13 protein-coding genes, 1 pseudogene and 1 CRISPR repeat array are annotated in these 19410 nt (G+C 39.6%); of the genes and pseudogenes, 7 read left to right on the top strand and 7 right to left on the bottom strand.

Annotated features, from left to right (window positions below; translation table 11 throughout):
- Window positions 1-12 precede the first annotated feature (12 nt).
- From PL11201_RS23585 to PL11201_RS23570, 4 genes are read left to right on the top strand one after another with little or no spacing between them, the layout of a single operon-like run.
- On the top strand, window positions 13-1008 hold the full coding sequence (locus tag PL11201_RS23585; protein WP_079681293.1) for a type III-B CRISPR module-associated Cmr3 family protein: 996 nt from the start codon (window positions 13-15) through the stop codon (window positions 1006-1008).
- Entirely contained in the window at window positions 1008-1811 is an 804-nt protein-coding gene (gene cmr4, locus PL11201_RS23580) for a type III-B CRISPR module RAMP protein Cmr4 (protein ID WP_079681292.1), read from the top strand. Before PL11201_RS23585 ends, cmr4 begins: the two co-directional genes overlap by 1 nt.
- The gene (locus tag PL11201_RS23575; RefSeq protein ID WP_079681291.1) at window positions 1811-2215 is read left to right on the top strand and encodes a hypothetical protein; all 405 of its coding nucleotides are present in this window, start codon (window positions 1811-1813) and stop codon (window positions 2213-2215) included. Before cmr4 ends, PL11201_RS23575 begins: the two co-directional genes overlap by 1 nt.
- A complete protein-coding gene (locus tag PL11201_RS23570) occupies window positions 2208-3848 on the top strand; it encodes a hypothetical protein (protein WP_079681290.1) in 1641 nt (546 codons plus the stop codon). Before PL11201_RS23575 ends, PL11201_RS23570 begins: the two co-directional genes overlap by 8 nt.
- 464 nt (window positions 3849-4312) lie before the next feature.
- Window positions 4313-7208: direct repeats of the CRISPR family, unit length 36 nt; unit sequence GTTTCCATTAATTCCACTTCTACGAATAGAAGCGAC.
- 187 nt (window positions 7209-7395) lie between these two features.
- Here PL11201_RS23570 and cas2 read toward each other — a convergent pair.
- The 7 genes from cas2 to PL11201_RS23535 all read right to left on the bottom strand — a co-directional run bounded on the left by cas2 (window position 7396) and on the right by PL11201_RS23535 (window position 17623).
- Window positions 7396-7677 carry a CRISPR-associated endonuclease Cas2 gene (gene cas2 / locus PL11201_RS23565; RefSeq protein WP_079681289.1) on the bottom strand — a complete coding sequence of 94 codons (282 nt, stop codon included), beginning with the start codon at window positions 7675-7677 and terminating at the stop codon, window positions 7396-7398.
- Entirely contained in the window at window positions 7677-8669 is a 993-nt protein-coding gene (gene cas1 / locus PL11201_RS23560; RefSeq protein ID WP_079681288.1) for a CRISPR-associated endonuclease Cas1, read from the bottom strand. Before cas1 ends, cas2 begins: the two co-directional genes overlap by 1 nt.
- 3 nt (window positions 8670-8672) lie before the next feature.
- A complete protein-coding gene (csx18, locus tag PL11201_RS23555; RefSeq protein WP_079681287.1) occupies window positions 8673-8954 on the bottom strand; it encodes a CRISPR-associated protein Csx18 in 282 nt (93 codons plus the stop codon).
- A gap of 310 nt (window positions 8955-9264) precedes the next feature.
- A complete protein-coding gene (locus tag PL11201_RS23550) occupies window positions 9265-10224 on the bottom strand; it encodes a 3'(2'),5'-bisphosphate nucleotidase (protein WP_079681286.1) in 960 nt (319 codons plus the stop codon).
- 123 nt (window positions 10225-10347) lie between these two features.
- A complete protein-coding gene (gene rsmD, locus PL11201_RS23545) occupies window positions 10348-10893 on the bottom strand; it encodes a 16S rRNA (guanine(966)-N(2))-methyltransferase RsmD (protein WP_079681285.1) in 546 nt (181 codons plus the stop codon).
- Window positions 10894-10931: 38 nt separating this feature from the next.
- A complete protein-coding gene (hisH, locus tag PL11201_RS23540) occupies window positions 10932-11585 on the bottom strand; it encodes an imidazole glycerol phosphate synthase subunit HisH (RefSeq protein WP_079681284.1) in 654 nt (217 codons plus the stop codon).
- 299 nt (window positions 11586-11884) lie between these two features.
- The gene (locus PL11201_RS23535) at window positions 11885-17623 is read right to left on the bottom strand and encodes an alpha-2-macroglobulin family protein (protein WP_079681283.1); all 5739 of its coding nucleotides are present in this window, start codon (window positions 17621-17623) and stop codon (window positions 11885-11887) included.
- A gap of 276 nt (window positions 17624-17899) precedes the next feature.
- Between PL11201_RS23535 and PL11201_RS23530 the strand changes: the two genes are divergently transcribed.
- The 3 genes and pseudogenes from PL11201_RS23530 (at window position 17900) to psbM (ending at window position 19334) form a co-directional block, all read left to right on the top strand.
- Window positions 17900-18487, top strand: coding sequence for a Uma2 family endonuclease (locus PL11201_RS23530; protein WP_079681608.1), 588 nt, complete (start codon window positions 17900-17902; stop codon window positions 18485-18487).
- 46 nt (window positions 18488-18533) lie between these two features.
- Window positions 18534-18869: pseudogene (locus tag PL11201_RS23525) on the top strand (Uma2 family endonuclease); the annotation flags it as partial.
- A gap of 351 nt (window positions 18870-19220) precedes the next feature.
- The gene (psbM, locus tag PL11201_RS23520) at window positions 19221-19334 is read left to right on the top strand and encodes a photosystem II reaction center protein PsbM (RefSeq protein ID WP_079681281.1); all 114 of its coding nucleotides are present in this window, start codon (window positions 19221-19223) and stop codon (window positions 19332-19334) included.
- The last annotated feature ends 76 nt before the right edge of the window (window positions 19335-19410 follow it).

Genomic DNA, 19410 nt, shown 5'->3' with positions numbered 1-19410 from the left:
GGAAAAAACAGAATGTTCAAATACTTAATTACAATTCACCCCCTGGGGTTAATGTATGGCAGTTCCGGCGGGTTTCTATCACCGGAAAATTTAGTCGGTCGTTCCCGGGAAAAGTTTCCTCCCGATGCGGCAACTTTGTCGGGGCTATTTTTCAGTGCTAATAAAGTTAATTCCTTTGCTACTCAAGAGGAATTACGCGATAATTTATATGTGGCGGGGCCGTTTTGGTCAGAGGAAAAAAAGTTACAGCAAAAAAACTTTTATCTTCCCATTCCCCAAACTAAAGTTATTGGTGATCAAGGAACAAATGAATGGAGAATTGAACAGGGTAAATGGAATGTTAAAAACCGAGATTATGACTTAGAATCCGATTATTTTTGGCAAGAGGTTGTCGCCTGGAATCGCACGGCTAAACAGGTAAAAGAGAGTACGGCTGTTGCTAAAACTCCTTGGCAATTTGTTTCCATGCTGCATCCTAAAATTCAAACGGAACAACGACAAGTTCAAGCCGAAGATGGCTTGTTTTTAGAATATGCTGTGCAACTGGATCAAGAAGCTTGTTTAGTATATCTTTCCACCCATGAATTACCCTCTGGCTGGTATCGATTTGGGGGCGAGAATCATCTGGTTGAAATTAATAGTTTGGCATTGGATAATAACCATCCTTTGATTAAGCTGTTAAATCAACCGATTCAAACCGCATTTGCTTTAATAACTCCGGCGGTTTGGGGTTCAAATCGTTTATCGTTTCGCTATCCCCAAAACCCCGATTTTCCCAAACCTCAACTCATGCTAACAGATCGGGCTGTTCCCTATCGCTATCGGGCGGGAGGACGCATGGGGCGAGGACGTTATGCCGTTAGTGCGGGGAGTGTTTATGTATTAGATAAACCGCTTAATTTGCCCTGGTGGAACTGGTCAGAAGATTGGTTTCCCAAAGAAGGCTACAGTCTGAAAAAAGTCGGCTGTGGTTTGTGTTTACCTTTAACCATTCAAGGAGTTGCTTAATGTATAAAAAAGCCTACGGAATTATTGAAACCTTAGCTCCTCTCCATGTGGGAGCAACCGCAGGAGAAGAAAGCGGAAATCTCAATTTAATTTTCCGAGATCAATTTACCCAAACTGGGATTATTCCAGGTAGTTCAATTCGGGGTCGATTTCGCGCCGAAATGCGACAATTCCAAGGAGAATCTAACGCGAATCAATGGTATGGTAGCGAAGCAGAATCGGGAAAACCCGATAGCACCAGTGAGTCTTTTGTCAAGTTTGAATATGCTTCTATTGTCTGGTTACCTGTGTTTTGCCCCGGTCAACCGATAGTCTGGGTTACTTGTCCTCGACTGTTAAAACGCTATCAACGAATTGCTGGAATTTCTAACAATATTCCTGCGGTTTATACGGGTTCAAAAGCCTTAAAAGCCCTGAATATTAAGGGTACAAATACCTTGTTTTTTAACTTCGGTTTTCTGACTATTGATAAAACTGAAGACTTGAAACCTTGGTTTCCATTAGGACAGGAACTTCCGGCGGTTGTAGTCGGGGATGATGAAATTTCCCTGATTCATGATATGGCTTTATATCGCCAAAGTCGGGTGGCTTTAGATAAACAGGAAAAGAAAGTCACAAAAGGAGCATTTTTTAATACGGAAGCCCTACCCGAAGAAACAATTTTAGTGTTTGCGATCGCCATTCGACCGACAAAAGAAACTTGGCAACCCTTCAACGGAGAGGATCAAGCCGAGGTCTATTTAGGCGGTTTAGAATCTATTGGTTTTGGTCACTGTAATATTACCTTAAAAGGAGTTAACTAATGGCTTGGACTACTTACAAATTAGACCAATATGCTCACGATTTAGTCTTAAAATATCGGGATCAAAAAGATGCCCCCGCTCAAGCCTATAAAATGCGGATGACGGTAGCTTATGGGTTAGAACGTTTTTGGGGTGAACAGTTTCGCTTAGATGGGGCGAAAGCCAGCTATTGGAAGGATACCTGGGGAACCTTAGTTAAAATTATGCAGCAGGCTGGAGTCAAAATTCCGAATGATTCTATCGGGAGTGGTAACAGTCAACAAATTAAGCAAATGACGGATCAATTATGGAATTTTGATCCGCAACAACGCAAAGTTGCTTTAGCAATTTTAACTCAACTTTGTGAAAATATGGTTTGGTGGACACAACGCTATAAACCATCGGGAGGCGGGAATAATGGTTGATAGTAATTCTGTGCCTTTAATGTTTCGCGCCCAAATCGAAACCCGCAGTCAAATTCAACGTTTAATACCGAGTCAAAGAGATCAACAAGCCTATATTTGGGCGGAAGAATGGATGGAAGCAATTGGGGCTCAAAATCCTGAATTTAGTGATCAAGTTCAAGTCAAAAGCTACGCGATTACTTGGCGATTTATTACTAATAGTGGACAGGATGAGGGCGTTATTCGTCCGGTCATTGGGGCGCGGGGATATCCCTACTATCCGGGGGCGAGTATGAAAGGGGCCTTTCTGCGGGCCTGTACGTCCCAAGAAGGGCTTAAATATTGTGGCGGGACTGTGGGGACGGAAACCAAACCAGGGTTACTGAGGTTTCATGGGGGTTATCCGAAAAATGCAGATTGGAAGGACGAAGATCAATTAGTTGATGTTGTCCATCCCCAGGAAAATTGGCAGGTCAAAAACTCAGGAAATCATTCTGCATTTATCCAAATTTCTCTGTATAAACCGGAATTAATTTTTGGAATTTCCTGTCAAAAACCCCTAGAAGATCAAGAATGGGAAACCATTTGGCAGATTTGGGAAAAGGCGTTAGGTCGGGGAATTGGTTCGCGGGTGAGTGCGGGTTATGGTCAACCGAAAATTCACCCGGAAAATTCTTTATTAACTGTTAATTTGAAGGGTCAAGGATTAGCTTCCCAACTGATTAATAAAGAGGGAGAATTCCGCGCCAATATGTTCAAAGCGGCTCTACGGGGTCACACTTTGCGGCTACTGGGAGGGGTGACAAATGAAAGCACGGCTGAGGAACTAACTAAACACCTTTGGGGGGGTTTTGCGGGTGCTAATGGGTCAATTGTAGGGAAATTGGGAATCGCATTTCAAGCTCAGGATTTAGAGTTAGATGATTTTACTTATACTCCCAGCAAAAACCCTTTTTCCATGCCCATTTATGACTTGAAAAAAGGGCAATTAGATATTCTCCTGATGGGGAATTTGAGTGAACCCGAACAAGTCCCGTATCGCAATTTGGTGACGCGGTTAATTAAGTTTTCTCTACTCTTAGGAGGATTTGGTAAATCTTGGCGACGAATTGATCATCGGATGTTTTTTGAGGAATATTTGGAAAAGGGAAATAAACCGATGATTGGTTGTCATTGGGAGTTTATTTCTTCTTCCCAAAAGTTCTATTGTCCGGTGCAGGAGTTGGGGGATATTACTAAATTTTTGAATGATATTCACTCAAAAACTAAGAACTGGGTGAGTCAAACTCAGGGAAAACAATTGAGTCCTCAAGGAGCAAATTGGCGAGAAGCTTGGCATCCCCAAAACGTGCAGGTTTGGGGCCGAATTGCTGAGAATAAATTGGACTCAATAGCTATTGAGTGGTTTCATGGGAACTATAACGGTTCAAAAACGATTAAACAGTCGGATTTGACGGGAAAAATGGGAAGAATTGGCCGGATTTGGCATCGGATGTGTCCCCGTTATATTGTGGAGGATAAAAAGATTAAACGGGTTCCTAATGAATACATTGAATTGTTAACTATTTTTCCCGATAGTTCTCAACAAACCCAAGATTTTTTAATGTTTTTAGCTCAATCTGGTGAGTTTGAAAAACTTTGGGGAGGAGGTTAGTTAGACTAATAAGATCCCCCTAAATCCCCCTTAAAAATGGGGACTTTGAGAGCGGATATCCCCATTGAAAAGGAGAACTTGCCAATCCTGTCGCTTAATAAGGGGGGTTAGGGGGGATCTCTTACTATAAACAACCTCAATCAATGGTCAAAATTAATTCTGTTAATTAAGGAAAAAAAAGATGACAACTTGGATTTTAACGACGGGTAACAGCGATGTGATGTTAAAAAATTAAGATCGATTTAACGGATTTTTATATCAATTATTCAACAGGATGGGATTATTTTTCCTATCCTGTTTTTGATCATGGCTTTGTGAGACAAACCTAAAAACCCGGCTTCTTTGAGAAACCGGGTTTTTATCCCTAGAAACTGTTCGTCTGAAAACCGCTATAATTCCACATCTCAGAATTATTTAACTAATTAATAGTGTCAAATAATTGCTGACACTATTAATTGATGTGAGTTTCCATTAATTCCACTTCTAAGAATAGAAGCGACTAGGAAGTAATAAGGGCCCCTCTCATATTTATTAACTACTTAATAAGTTTCCATTAATTCCACTTCTACGAATAGAAGCGACGTACTAATCGACAAGCATTCCTTGACCATTGTGTTGAGAAGGATGGGAAGTTTCCATTAATTCCACTTCTACGAATAGAAGCGACTCGATAGCTGCATAATAGAGTTGAAGAAGGTCTTCCGTTTCCATTAATTCCACTTCTACGAATAGAAGCGACGAACTCAAGTAGTTAATTCCCCTTTACTTAGTAGCGTTTGTAGTTTCCATTAATTCCACTTCTACGAATAGAAGCGACGATTGGAATAGTGTTTTGATTTATAAATATGATGAGGGTTTCCATTAATTCCACTTCTACGAATAGAAGCGACACTTCGGGGATGATATGTCGCCCAAACTTGACAAGGATGGTTTCCATTAATTCCACTTCTACGAATAGAAGCGACCGCAAGTGAACTCTGCTTGTAGAAATACTAACTTTCATGTTTCCATTAATTCCACTTCTACGAATAGAAGCGACGACGCACCCCTATGGTGTACCGTGGTTATGCACTTCTCAAAGTGTTTCCATTAATTCCACTTCTACGAATAGAAGCGACCGAATGATGACCATTGCAGAGATGAAAGCCCTCCGTGATGGTCGTTTCCATTAATTCCACTTCTACGAATAGAAGCGACTTCAGTTGTTCCCTCTTCCAGAGTCCATGCTCTGGGTGTTTCCATTAATTCCACTTCTACGAATAGAAGCGACCACTGAAACCCTTCTTCAGTGGGTGAGTGAAGCACACCAAGTTTCCATTAATTCCACTTCTACGAATAGAAGCGACCAGGGCTAAAAATATGTACTACTAATCTGTTACGGGGATCTTTCAAGAATGGTATGTTTCCATTAATTCCACTTCTACGAATAGAAGCGACTTAAAGTACCCATCTTCTCGAATTTCTATGCTAGAATTATTAGTTTCCATTAATTCCACTTCTACGAATAGAAGCGACATTATGGAGCCTCTGGTCAATCTCCTCATCGATTGCTTTGATTTCTCAAGTTTCCATTAATTCCACTTCTACGAATAGAAGCGACTTAGTGGATGTAATGTATAAGGTTTCAAACTCTGGTAGTTTCCATTAATTCCACTTCTACGAATAGAAGCGACTGTCTACTATCAATCAAATCACTGTTCAATCTATTTCCAGTTTCCATTAATTCCACTTCTACGAATAGAAGCGACAAGTAGCAAGGCTGAGTTTTGTTGTTAGCATCTTGATATGAGCTGTTTCCATTAATTCCACTTCTACGAATAGAAGCGACTCCAAGTGCAGTGGAGGTGAATTTGGGGTGTTCCGTAACTCTGTTTCCATTAATTCCACTTCTACGAATAGAAGCGACTAATCCAATGAATGACCACTATTAAAGTCATGAAGGCGTTTCCATTAATTCCACTTCTACGAATAGAAGCGACACATTGTTGGAGCTGTCCAACAAGGAATGAGTAATTCTCATCCTGGGTTTCCATTAATTCCACTTCTACGAATAGAAGCGACTGCTGAAATGATGGGGGGATATGATGAAGATTCTTCTCAGCAAGCTCAATCTTGTTTCCATTAATTCCACTTCTACGAATAGAAGCGACTCCATCCTGGCTCAGGTACAAGGCCTTCCACCAGGGAGTTTCCATTAATTCCACTTCTACGAATAGAAGCGACTTATCTATGCGGAAACCTACTGTGGTTCCTCATAAGTATTACAACGAAGTTTCCATTAATTCCACTTCTACGAATAGAAGCGACAAAGGAACTGAAGGACTGCTTCAGTAAATCTCTCATCACAATCTCAGTTTCCATTAATTCCACTTCTACGAATAGAAGCGACCTATCGGGTTCTGGACGGTCAGGACGAACCAATCGTCCCACCCCAAGTTTCCATTAATTCCACTTCTACGAATAGAAGCGACATTAATGTTGTTGGTAGAGGTATTAAGTACCTCTAAAGTTTCCATTAATTCCACTTCTACGAATAGAAGCGACTTCTGATATTTAGAAAAGAGATTGATATTATGGTTGCTCAATTTACTGCTCCTGTGTTGCGTTCTAGTTTCCATTAATTCCACTTCTACGAATAGAAGCGACTTGGTGTTAACTTGCGCCAGTCCAAACTTAATCAACCCTTAACCCGTTTCCATTAATTCCACTTCTACGAATAGAAGCGACTGGTTTGATTGGTCTGGAGGTTTGTGGTGGCCCAATTTTGAAGAAGTTTCCATTAATTCCACTTCTACGAATAGAAGCGACTGGGAAAATTCCAGATTAGGAAAAACCCTAGGTTTTTCTCATGGGGATGGTTTCCATTAATTCCACTTCTACGAATAGAAGCGACAATTGAATACTACCTTGAAGAGTAACAGGGAGCATTAATGTTTCCATTAATTCCACTTCTACGAATAGAAGCGACTGGTGGACAAGGAGTTGAATGATATGACTCCTACTCCAGGGATGTTTCCATTAATTCCACTTCTACGAATAGAAGCGACGGTGTATAACTAAACCATATTAACTGTCCATTCCAGTTAGTGTTTCCATTAATTCCACTTCTACGAATAGAAGCGACTCAAGGGTACTGAGTTAAGATGAAGGACTATCTAACGTTTCCATTAATTCCACTTCTACGAATAGAAGCGACTATAACCGAGCGCATTTGGTTACTGTAAAAGACTTGATAATAGTTTCCATTAATTCCACTTCTACGAATAGAAGCGACTTTGGAAATCATACAGATACTCAAGCTAAAGATCCTATTTGGATTTTGAAGTTTCCATTAATTCCACTTCTACGAATAGAAGCGACCCCTCTATTTTAAACCCAGACACCATCGGCTGTCTAGGGGCAGTTTGCGAGGCTGGGAAAAACCGTTAGCCCAAACAAGATTTCCCCCCACCATCAAACCCGTAGAACCCTTACAGAGAGGTTAGGCGAGGCTCTGAATAGCAGAATCGACATCATAGCCATTTTACCCGCAGCCTCGCAAAAACCATCAAATAATCAGTGAACTCGGATACTCCGTAATCTTTGGCCCCTGACCCCAAGTTTCCACACTTCCCCAGGTATGGCGAGAAAGGGGATAAAACCGCAGATTATCTTCAGTCAAATTCACCAGTTTTTTCAAGCGCTTCTGTAACTCAATATATTTCGATTGAGGTAACACACACTCAAACACCGAATATTGAACCCGCTTCCCATATCCTTCTAATAAATTCGCCACTTTACGACGACGTTTATCACAGGGAATATCATAAGCGACAATGTAAAATAACATCAGCGAATTTCATAAGGTTTGTACCCTTCAATTGGGTTGTAAACAAACTGCTTAAAAGCCTTAACTTGTTGAGTCAAAGTATCCCATCGGGGTTGATTTTCTCCGGCGGCGGTAGTTAACTTTTCCTCCATTCGTTGTAGGAAAGCTTTTAAGTATTTAATTCGACCCGAATCATTCAGAAAACAACCGCTATCATGGTAGGTAAAATCTGTATTTGCATCAATCATATTACGATTAATTAAATACATCACCAAAGAATCCACAATCGGTGCTCTAAACTCCTCAATTAAATCGGAAGCCAAAGCCGCATGGCGTTCTGTTCCTTGGTGTAAACAACCAAAATAGGGATCAAGTCCCTGAAGTTCAATTAAACTTAAAAGATGATTCCAAAGCAGTTGATAACCAAAGCTCAACATCGCATTCACTGGATTTCCTGGGGGACGACGCGATCGCACCGTAAACACAAATTCAGGATGATTTAAACACTCCCCAAAAGCCGAAAAATATTGAGCCGCTGCTGCACCTTCTAGCCCCATTAATCGCTCCCAACTTTCTGCTTCTCTGACCTTTTCCATGAGATGATTCAAACTTTGAATTGCAAAAGTAATCACCTCAGAAGATTGACGACGAGCTTGGCGTTGGAGAATAACTCGACTATTTTTTAGTTTAGCTTGAACAAGGCAACGAGCAATAATTAAACGGTCTATTCGAGTCAGTTGTTGTTGATACCGAGACAGATGACGATATCCTCGTTCAACGGGTAAAATTCGACCATAACAATATCCCATCCGAGATAGATAAGCTATCGGAACATTGCGAGATAAACAAGCTCGAATGGCTTGAGTTGTAATTTGAGATTGACCAAAGACTAACACCTGTTCCAGTAGGGGAATTTGAGCTTCTGCTAACACCGCTTTCCCCTTTTTGATTAACAGATTTTCCGCCTCTAAGGTCAGATAACATCCCTGTTGAGAAACATAGAGAGTTAACATAAATTAGTGCTCTATTTCATGGGAGGAACGAGGATCTAATTGAGAAGAATAGGGAATATCCCTATGTAATGGAACTTCAGGAACAGAAGCAGAAGATTGCAGAAGTTGGACAATTCTATCGGCAAAAGTCGCTGTAAAAAAACTAGCAACGGTGACTAAAAAAGTATTACTAATAACTGCCGTTAATCCTAACGGTGCAATCAACAGAATAATCAGTGTAATTACTCCATTGACAATAGCAATAGCAAAATTCCGAGTCACAATCCTACGGTTATAAATGTGCATGATCCAATTTTTGAGGTTTTTAAGGTTCTATTCAGTTCAACAAAACCTAGGTGATGAGTTACGGAAAAGTCTGTAAAGTTTTTTCAATTAAGTTGAATGCACAAATGTTGTAATTTTGCATCAGTGAAATTACGGATTTATGATTCAATATTGCGATCGCCCTAAAATTAATTTCAGGCTTAAAGCCATGGAACATCTATACAGCCCGAAATTTATTTCCGGGCTTCGGATGCTTAAGTTAACACTAATGAAAGTCTCCTTGCCCCTACAGAGAATTAATCAAAAATAATCCTAAAATAATTAGGAGAATTTATTGATTTAATACTCCTAAAACCGTGTCATGAATAATCCCATTACTCACAATAATTCCCCGATTTTCTAACATCTTGGGATTAGAGGCAAAATCTAAAGGTTTACCCAACATATCACTTACCCGTCCCCCCGCTTCTTCTACTACAATTGCCCCGGCGGCATGATCCCAAATATTCTCCCGATAATTAGGGGTTTTAGGAGAAGGAAGTCGCAAATATAAAGCCGCTTTTCCACACGCCACCGCCCCATATTTTGCCTGGGAATCCATCTTAATAGCTGGCGCTACAATTCCCACCGCTTTAGCCACAGCATCCTGACGATCAATATCTCCGTGACTGGCTTCAATACTGCCGACAAATCGCAGATTTTCCATATCATTTTCAGCGACAACTTGAATCGGAATTTCTTCCCCGGTTGCCGGAATTAACATCGTTGATCCCTGTCCCCTAACCGCTACAAATAAGGCCCCAGATTGATGATTTTCCAACGGATAGGCTGGGCATCCCATCACCCCAACTTTCACCTCTCCATCCTCAATTAAAGCCAAAGCGATCGCATATTGATCCTGTCTTAAAAAGCCCTTTGTCCCATCAATGGGGTCTAATGTCCAAAACCTTTTTTCAACTTTTCCATTCCCTTGATTAATCCAGTTTATAATCTGTTCTGAAGTAGCATCGGGAATAATTTCTTGGACATATTCAGTGATTTTTGCTAGGTTTTCCGCCATTTCTGGGGTTTGTAATTCCGTGGCGTCTTCTTCCCCGACTACCGGATCATTGGGGAATGCTTCTGCTAAAGCTTTACAAATAATTGCTTGAGATCCATAATCAGCTACCGTCACCGGGCTTTTATCAATTTTTTCCATAGCTTGCGGAATATTTTGGCGCACTCTTTCACACAGTTTCCAGGCGCTTAATGTGGCTGCAATGGCAATTTCTTTTTCTTTTTCGTAGGACATAAAAACTCCGATAGTGGGTAATGGGTAATGGGTAATAGTAAACAATTATCAGACTGATAAATGCTTGTAGGGGCGGGTTTATCCAGATTTAGGTGATTCACAAAAATTGAACATAACCCGCCCCTACAAATGATTACTATAAAATGTTAAAGCACAATTGCCATAGGTTTTTTCTCGACAAATTTCTAGGTCTATAATCGGTTGAATTTGCCAACGATGGGGATGGTGTTCTACGGCAATTTCTCCTTGCTCAGATAGGAGTTGATATTGAGATATTGCCTCTAATACAGGTTGATAAAGATTGCTATTATAGGGCGGATCGAAATAAATACAATCAAATTTTTGCCCGGATAAGGTCTTTAACTTTCCTAAAATATCTCCTCTAATTACTTGAATTGTTTGGGAAGAATCCGCCATTGTTTGCCAATTTTCTTGGATCACTTTACAGGCTTTTCCGTGTTGTTCAATCCCGATCACAACCGCTGCCCCTCGACATAATGCCTCTGCCCCCATTGACCCACTACCCGTACATAAATCTAACCAGCGACAGCCTTTTATTTTACCTTGCCAAATATTAAAAACCGCTTCCCTGACCCTAGCTAATGTGGGTCTAGTTTCTTCTCCAGGTAAGGTTTTAATTAAGCGGTTTCCATAGATTCTTAAACTCAAAAATTTATTCCTCCAATTAATAACAAATCCAGTTTATCTTATACAGAAACAGGGCTTAACGTTTGAGGTTTACCTTGAACTAATTCCACAAAATTATCCAATATTTTGAGTCCAGCATTTGATGATTTTTCCGGGTGAAATTGTACCGCCATCACGTTATCTTTAGCGATCGCAGCCGTAATAATTTGACTTCCATGTTGAATCGTCGCGGCGGTCAAATTACTATCAGTTGGATGAACATAATAGGAATGCACAAAATAGACCCAAGGTTGGGAACCAATAGTTTTCCATAAAGGTAAATTAGGTTGAGTTAAAGATAGTTGATTCCAACCAATATGGGGTATCGTTAACCCCGGTTCTGACTGAAAACGGCGCACGGTTCCAGGGAATATTCCTAAGCCTTTTTCTTGACCTTCTTCTGAAGATTCAAACAGAATTTGTAGCCCTAAACAAATGCCTAAAAAGGGAACACCGGAAGCAATGACATCTTGAATGGGTTCGACTAAATTTCGCGATCGCAAATGTTGCATAGCGGGGTCAAAGGAACCCACCCCAGGTAATACAACCGCATCAGCATTTTTAATCACTGTAGCGGAGTCAGTCACTTGAGGTTTTATCCCGGCTTTTTCTAAACCTTTGCAAACCGAGTGTAAGTTACCCATATCATAGTCAATTACCGCGATCGCAGACATTGATTTTATTCCTTATCCTGTGGGTTGAAATTATTCTGATTTTACCATTTTTTCTGCTTTATTAAAATTTTTTTTTGTAAGATGATCCCCCCTAACCCCCCTTAAAAAAGGAGGAAATGGATTTCAAAGTCCCCCTTAATAACCGGGATTTAGGGGGATCTTAGTCCCTTACAAAAGGGGGAAAATGGATTTAAAAGTCCCTTTTATTAAGGGGGATTTAGGGGGATCTTAGTCCATTAAAAAGGGGGGAAACGGATTTAAAAGTCCCCCTTATTAAGGGGGATTTAGGGGGATCTCAACTAAGGTTTAGAAACCAATAAAGTTGTCGATGCACTGCGACCAAATTGTTCGGGAGTATGTTGTAATTTCGCTTCCGCACCCGGCCATAAATATTCCCCAGGAGTAACAGAACGAACTAAATAATGCAGTTGATAAATTCCCGGTTCTAAGCGATCACTATAGGCTGTAATTCGGTCATTATGAACTGTTTGATAATTAATTTGCCAACTACTTTTTTGAGCTTCTACTGCCAAATTACTGGTTTTAAAACTAGCATCAATGGCTTCAAATCCGGCAGGAAGGGGGTCAGTAATCATGACTTGATTAATAGGATGATCCGTAATAATATCTAAACCGATATCAAACACTTGTCCTGGTGATACCTTGAGTAGATCTTTCGGGGAATTTAAGTCAATTGTTTTTAGGACTTTATCCTCATTTGCTGGGCGAATTGTGCGAGTAATTCTTAACCCATTTAAACGTCCGGGTTGATTTCCTTCTAAACGATATCGATAGGCGACCCAATAATTTAATTTACCCTGATTTGACGGTTCTAAAATTAAATCATTTTTGCCTTTGGGTAATTCTGACATAGGTAGATTCAAACTAAAATTAGAATCTTTATACCCTTTGAATTGAGTTTCTCCTAATGTTTGATCTGCTAAAGTAATCGCCACATTAAAGTTAGGGGGTGTCGCTTCAGTTTGACTGTAGGCAGTTAAAGCGGTTAACGCCTGGGCATTATCATAACTGCCCCCCCAAGTTCCATCTCGACGCAGATTTAATAAACTTTCCACCAACTTATCAACGGTGGCAGATTGGGGATTTTCTGTTAACAATAAACGTAACCCTTGGGATTGAATTGCGGTATCAGAATGTAACCAACTATAGCCTTGAGGTAAGTTCAATGTTGCCGTTCTTCCCGTGACATAAATCTGTTTTTGCACTTGCTCAAATAGAGTATCATACTCCTGTTTCCATTGGGGAAATTGAGATAAATAGCGTACCAGTTTAATCTGGGTTACGGGATCAAATTGATCAAAATTTTGCAGGATATCATCTAAGAAATCACTGCGTTTTTCTCCCAGTGCGTCTAAAGCTATTAAAGCATTTAAGCGGATTTGATTTTTGCACACTTCATCGCTACAAAAATCATATTTTAAGGGATCATTTACACCTTGAGTTAAATAGGTTTTGAGAGAATTAATCAACTCAGAATTAACCGAAAATCCCGCAGTTTGAGCTTGAGCTAAAGCGTCTCCGGTATAGGCGGAAAGGAAAGGACTAGAGAATCTTGAACCCGGATAGGCTGAAATTCCACCATCTTCTTGTTGCAATTTTTTGATATCAGCTAAAGCCGTTTTAGCCCGTTCGGGTAACTGCAAATTACTGAAATTTTGATTGTATTTTTTACTCAAAATTTGCAGATTCGCCGCGATGATTAATTCACTAACCGCAGGTTCGAGAAACGGCCATTTTTCTCGATTAAAGACCTGTTGAGCAGAGGCCGTGAGTTGAGGAATTAGGGTACTGGCTAAATTAATTTCTAATCCTCCGAAATCGGGAACCACTTTTTTACTGATATTTAGGGGAATAGTAACATTATTAGTTGTTCGTCCTGACTCAATCACCTGTTCAGTAACGTTAAAAGTTTTAACCGTCAAAGGGACTTCAAACCCATCGGATTTACCGTTAAATTCCGTGGTAAATTGAACTTGAGCTTCTCCTGATTGTTGTACTAAAATCGGAAAGCGATAGGCATTAGTTCCGGCTTCTGCGTTAGTTTTTAAGGTTTGTTGAGAGGCATTTCCAGGGGAAAATTGAATCCCACCGTTAACAGTTCCCGTAATATTTAATTTGCCTTTTTCTCCGGTTAAATTTGTAATTGATAATCCGGCTAAAATCCGATCACCAGGACGAGCAAATTGGGGTAAAATTGGGTTAGATATTAATGCTTGAGTAGTCATAAATGTAGTTTCAGCCGACCCAAATTTTTGGTTTCCATCCGTTGCCACTACCATCACTCGCCAGGTCGTTAAATCATCAGGAAGTTTGAAATTAACTGTGGCTTTTCCTTGATTATTGGTAATAATTGAACCTTGATAAAAAGCTAGGGCTTGAAAATTTTTACGAATTCTCGGATTAGCTGTCGCCGTTGATAAACCGCCTCCATAACCCCAACCTTTTTCTAAAGCAGAGGCTAATTGATTTAAAATAACCGCCGGACGATTATCACTAAATCGCGTGGAAATTGGTTGTTCTGCATAGACCGTTTCTACTAAATTTGGAGGTCGATAATTATTGAGTTGTAAAACTGAATCATTCACCACCATCACGATGAATTGTCCCCGCAGAGGTTGATTTTTACTATCAGTTAAAGTCAGGTCTAAGGTTTGTTGAGAACCGGGTTCTAGTTTGGCTTGTTGGGGACTAACTTGCACTTGCAAATATTGATCTTCTAGGTTGATTTTAAAGGGCGTAAATCCAATTTTAGCTAAGTTTTCTAAACTCCCAGGTTCCAGTTCAGAAATCGGTTTTCCTTGTCGCACTAATACCGCTTCAACCGCCGCATTTGGTAACATTTCTGGGGTAACTTGAAACTGAATTTCTGGCGCGCCTCCTTTAACTTGAATCACCTTTTCATAAAGCGGTTTATCCCGCACTACAGCAAAATATAGTTCCCCTTCGGGATAGGGAGATTGAATTAAAGCGGTTGCGGTTTCCCCTGGTTTATAGGTGGTTTTATTCAGTTTAATTGTTAATTGATCTTCCTCTCCTCCCCAATAGACTAATTCATTACCTGTGACCCAAATTTGTAAATCCGTGGCAGTAATTTCATTATTTCCATCGCTAAAATTAGCTCGAATTCGATAGGAACCGGACTCTGGAGCAGTTAAATTAATTGTTTGTTCCTTCTGACCTGACTTAATATCAACTTGAGCAACAGTTTGATATTGAATTTGATTTTTATTGGTTTGTGCCCCTTCAACAACTCGCGTCACTTGGCTATAATCCATTTTTTGCAGTTGCAAATTTACCCCAATATTTTCTAGGGGTTTTCCTTGAATATCGGTGACAATCATCTCAATGGGAAACGCCTTACCCGCTTCGGCAATAAATGGCGTTTTCAACCCAATAAAACGGTCACTGGGAAGGGCGGTAAAGGACTCATAATTGGTAACGGATAAGTTAGAAATATCAGTCACTTCCACATCGACTCGATAGGTCATGGGATAGGGTAAATCCTTATCTACGGCAATAGTTTTGCTCCCCTGACCTTGGGAATCTAAAACTTGATTTTCCTGTAATACACTATCAGAAACATTGGGTTTTTCTTCCGGCCAAAACCATTGACGACCAAAGGAATAATTTTCCCATTCTTTCGGGACAAAATCCGTTGCATTTCGAGTAACATAATATTTAGCAGCACCGTCGGCTACGGGAGCACCAAACAGATATTCACTCTGGGCTTTTGCGGTAATTTTATCTCCAATTTTGGCAAATTTTTGATCTAAATTCAGGGCAACTTTAAAATTAGGGGGTTTAAATTCAGCTACGCGGAATTCCCCTAAAAGTTCCACCCCGTTATTGTCTTTTGCCCGAATAATATAATTTCCTAAAGGTTGGTTTTCTTCTAAGGAAAATTCTACAGAAAATGTAGCAAATTCATTGGTTTGATACTCACCTAACTCTTTCTTTTGTTTTTTGGGATTTTCTAAGGTAACTTGATAGGTTTGATTTTTATGGGGTTTTAATGTGCCATTTTCTAGGGAATAGGCGACACCTGTTAAAGCAACTTTTTCACCGGATTGATACAGTTGACGGTCTGAAAAAATCACGCCCCGGGATAGGGTTTGTTTATCTTCCCAATTGGCTTCAATTCCATATCCATATTTTCCACTATAGGATAAAGTGCGGGTAAAAGCCCAATCTTTACCTTCTTTGGCAATCACTAATAATTCCGGTGCTTGGGCAAACCTTTCCCCTTGCATACAGGATTTTAACTGTTGAGAATTTAAGGATAATATACCTTGATTATCGGTAATTCCCGTTGCACATTTTTGAGGTTTAGGATAGGATTTGGCATCGAGTTTAGAGGAATAAATTTCAACGGTTGCTCCTGCGACAACGGAGCCATTATCTAAGTGATTAACCCGCACCATTCCTGACTCTGGAAACCATTGGGCAAATACTCCTAAATTAGTTAATTGTACCAGTCCATAAAATTCTGGCTCACTCCATTTTTGTTCACCTTCTCGTTGATAACGGGTGGTTTTTGCCCTGACTCCGTAGGCTAACATTCCCGTATTTCCCCCTAATTTTTCTCTTAAATTAATTGAGGTTTCTTGAACGTTATTTTTCGGGGTAGGAACCGGAAAAGTTGCCCATTTTTTCTTGGGAAGTAATAGATTTTTTCCCTTATCTCTCAGGTCAGCTGTATTGGTATAAACTAAATCCGTGGGTTGCACAACTTGATAAGTAGCCTGATATTTTGATTCGGGTAAATTTAAGGTGGAAATATTCAGTTCTAAATTTTGTTGAGAGGGGAAAATATTTAATCCCGAAGGCACAGAAATATCTGGGGTTAAATCTCCGGTTTTATAACTAACAGTAACGGGTTTTCCTAATTTCTGGTTAAATTTATCTTCGACTTCTGCACCAATCGTAATGGTATAATTGGTTTGGGGTTCTAAAGCCCAAGGATTGATGGTTACCCGCTCATAATCATTATAGGCTTGAATGACTTCAATATCGGGCTTGGGTGCGGGTTTAATAGTAATATTTTTTAGGGCTGATTCGGCAATAATTCCATTATTAAATTCCAGTTGAGGATTGCCCGTAATAAACCGCCCTGATGTTCCTTCTTCTGAAGCTTTGCCCTGAAGTTCTAAATTAACAAATTTTAAAGTATCATAGGTTTTAATTGGGCTAGAAATCTCAACTTGGGTTTCTAAATTTCCTTGAACTGGACGTAACCCTGGTGTGATTTTAAATTGATATTTAGTAGCGGTTTGTAATGGTTGTTTAGCAGTAACAATATATTCTGGATTTTGAGTTACTGAATTGAATCTTTTTAAAGGTTCAATGGGGGTTTTATTTTCTTCTGGTTGGGCAATTTTAACCTCAACAGGAACAACTTGATTGTTTTTTTGAGAAATTAGTTGTAAGTGTTCTTTTAAAGAGGTTAAATCTAATTCTACGTTGGAATTAAATTTGAGTTCAGGATTCAATCCTATGGGATTTTCTGGAGAACCGGGTTGTTCTTCACTTCCGGGTAAATTAGATAATTTAATTGGTTCGGTGGCAAATGTCCAGGCGATATCCTGGTCTAATTGATTTTTGTTTAAATCGGCTAATCCTTTTTTTATAGTAACTTGTAAACGAGTGGCTAAGGGTAAGGATTTATCGGCTTGAAATCCGATCATTCTAGGAGTTAAAAATCGAAACTCACCAGGTATTTTGGGGCTGATTTCAAAGTTATTCAGGAGTTTTTTTTGTCCTGAACTATCTAAACTTTCTAGGGGAATTAAAGGGTTTTTAAAAATAACATGAATTTGACTTAATTCTGGGCTCTCACCCAGGGGATTAATTGTTTCAATCCATTCTGGAAGTTGCGGTTTGGGTAAGTCGGCAATCATCGGGATGACTTCGCTAACGGGGGAATTACTGATAATTCGGCATCCCACCAAGGTTAATATAAACAGAAAAACGAAGACAAACCGCTTGCGAATTAAGCGAAATCGGCTAGAATTTATCATCGGATTCAGTTATGATAGTTTCTTATGTAATAACAGATATTTTAATCAAAATCCCAGAATATTCCAGAAGATTTAATTTTAGTTTATGTTTGAGCTTCAAAAATGGGAAAAAACCTCAATTTCTGATCGATTTTGTTACAAAAATTAACCTTAACTAGAGATGAGTTTGTTCATCATGACAGTTGATTTTGATATTCTCTATTATATAATGGGGGAATAGGGAATGGGCAATGGGCAATAGCTTTTAGAAAAATAGGAAATTTAGAACAAATGATTATGGAAACCAATATTCTGACCTTACCCCCAATTTTAAAATTGAAACTTGATTTAACCTCGGAACAATTTTGGCAATTGTGTCAAGAAAATAACGATTTTCGATTTGAACGCACGAACTCAGGAGAGTTAATTATTATGCCACCAACTGGAGGAAATACAGGGAAACGGAATGCTGATTTAATTTTTCAACTTTTAGTCTGGAAACGTCAGAATAATTTAGGTGAAGTTTTTGATTCTAATACGGGTTTTACCCTGCCAAATGGCGCTGACCGCGCTCCTGATGCGTCCTGGGTTAGTCAAGAACGTTGGGAATCTTTAACACCCGAACAACAGGACAAATTTGTACCTTTGTGTCCTGATTTTGTGGTGGAATTAATGTCTCCAAGTGATAGTTTAGAAAAAACTCGTCAAAAAATGCAAGAATATCAGGAGAATGGGGCAAAGTTAGGCTGGTTAATTAATCGTAAACAGCAACAAATAGAAGTTTATCGTTTGCATCAAGATGTTGAAATATTGGAACATCCTAACCAAATTTCAGGCGAGGATATTTTACCAGGTTTTGTATTAGATTTAACTTCGATTTGGTAGGCTATTAAGTATTTAATCCCCATTCCATTCAAAAACCCAAATTATTATGGAAACCAATATTCTGAACTTACCCCCAATTTTAAAATTGAAACTTGATTTAACCTCGGAACAATTTTGGCAATTGTGTCAGGAAAATAATGATTTTCAATTTGAACGCACGAACTCAGGAGAGTTAATTATTATGCCACCAACTGGAGGAAATACAGGGAAACGGAATGTTAAAATTACCACTCAACTTGATTTATGGAACTCAAAAACCCGTTTAGGTGAAGTTTTTGATTCTAATACGGGTTTTACCCTGCCGAATGGTGCTGACCGCGCTCCTGATGCTTCCTGGGTCAGTCGAGAACGTTGGGAATCTTTAACACCCGAACAACAGGATNGGCAATTAAAAATATAATTCGAGAGTATTTTAATTTCGCTAATCTATGAGGTATTCTAGTCCCTACTCTAACAGGAGATTGCCTGTTAGAACGATGAGGAACAGAATAATTTCTAACGGAGCGACGACGTTGGGTAATATAAGCCATATTGGAGAAAGATATAAGGGGAGCAGGGGAGGCAGGGGGAGCAGGGGGAGCAGGGGGAGCAGGGGAGGTAGGGGAAGGAAGTAAACTCTTTTTGTAATTACCCATTACCTATTACCCGCTATAAAATCAATCTATTCAAAAACGTCAATTAATGATACCCTAGGGGTATTTGAATTTCCCATTTAAGTTAAGGTAGGGCAATTATGCAAGTTAATGATTTAGGATTTGTTGCCAGCATTTTGTTTGTGGCAGTTCCTGCGGTTTTTCTGTTGATTCTGTATATTCAAACCCAAAGTCGGGATGGTAAAGAAGGTTAATACCATTTTTTCCTGAATTTTGATTGAATTTTAATTCAAAAAAAGCGCCATCAGACTGTTACTGTGGCGCTTTTTA

This window comes from Planktothrix sp. PCC 11201 (assembly GCF_900009135.1).
Taxonomy (GTDB): Bacteria; Cyanobacteriota; Cyanobacteriia; order Cyanobacteriales; family Microcoleaceae; genus Planktothrix.
The sequence above is the reverse complement of the archived record's forward strand: the minus strand, read 5'-3'. Positions and strand labels throughout refer to the sequence as shown.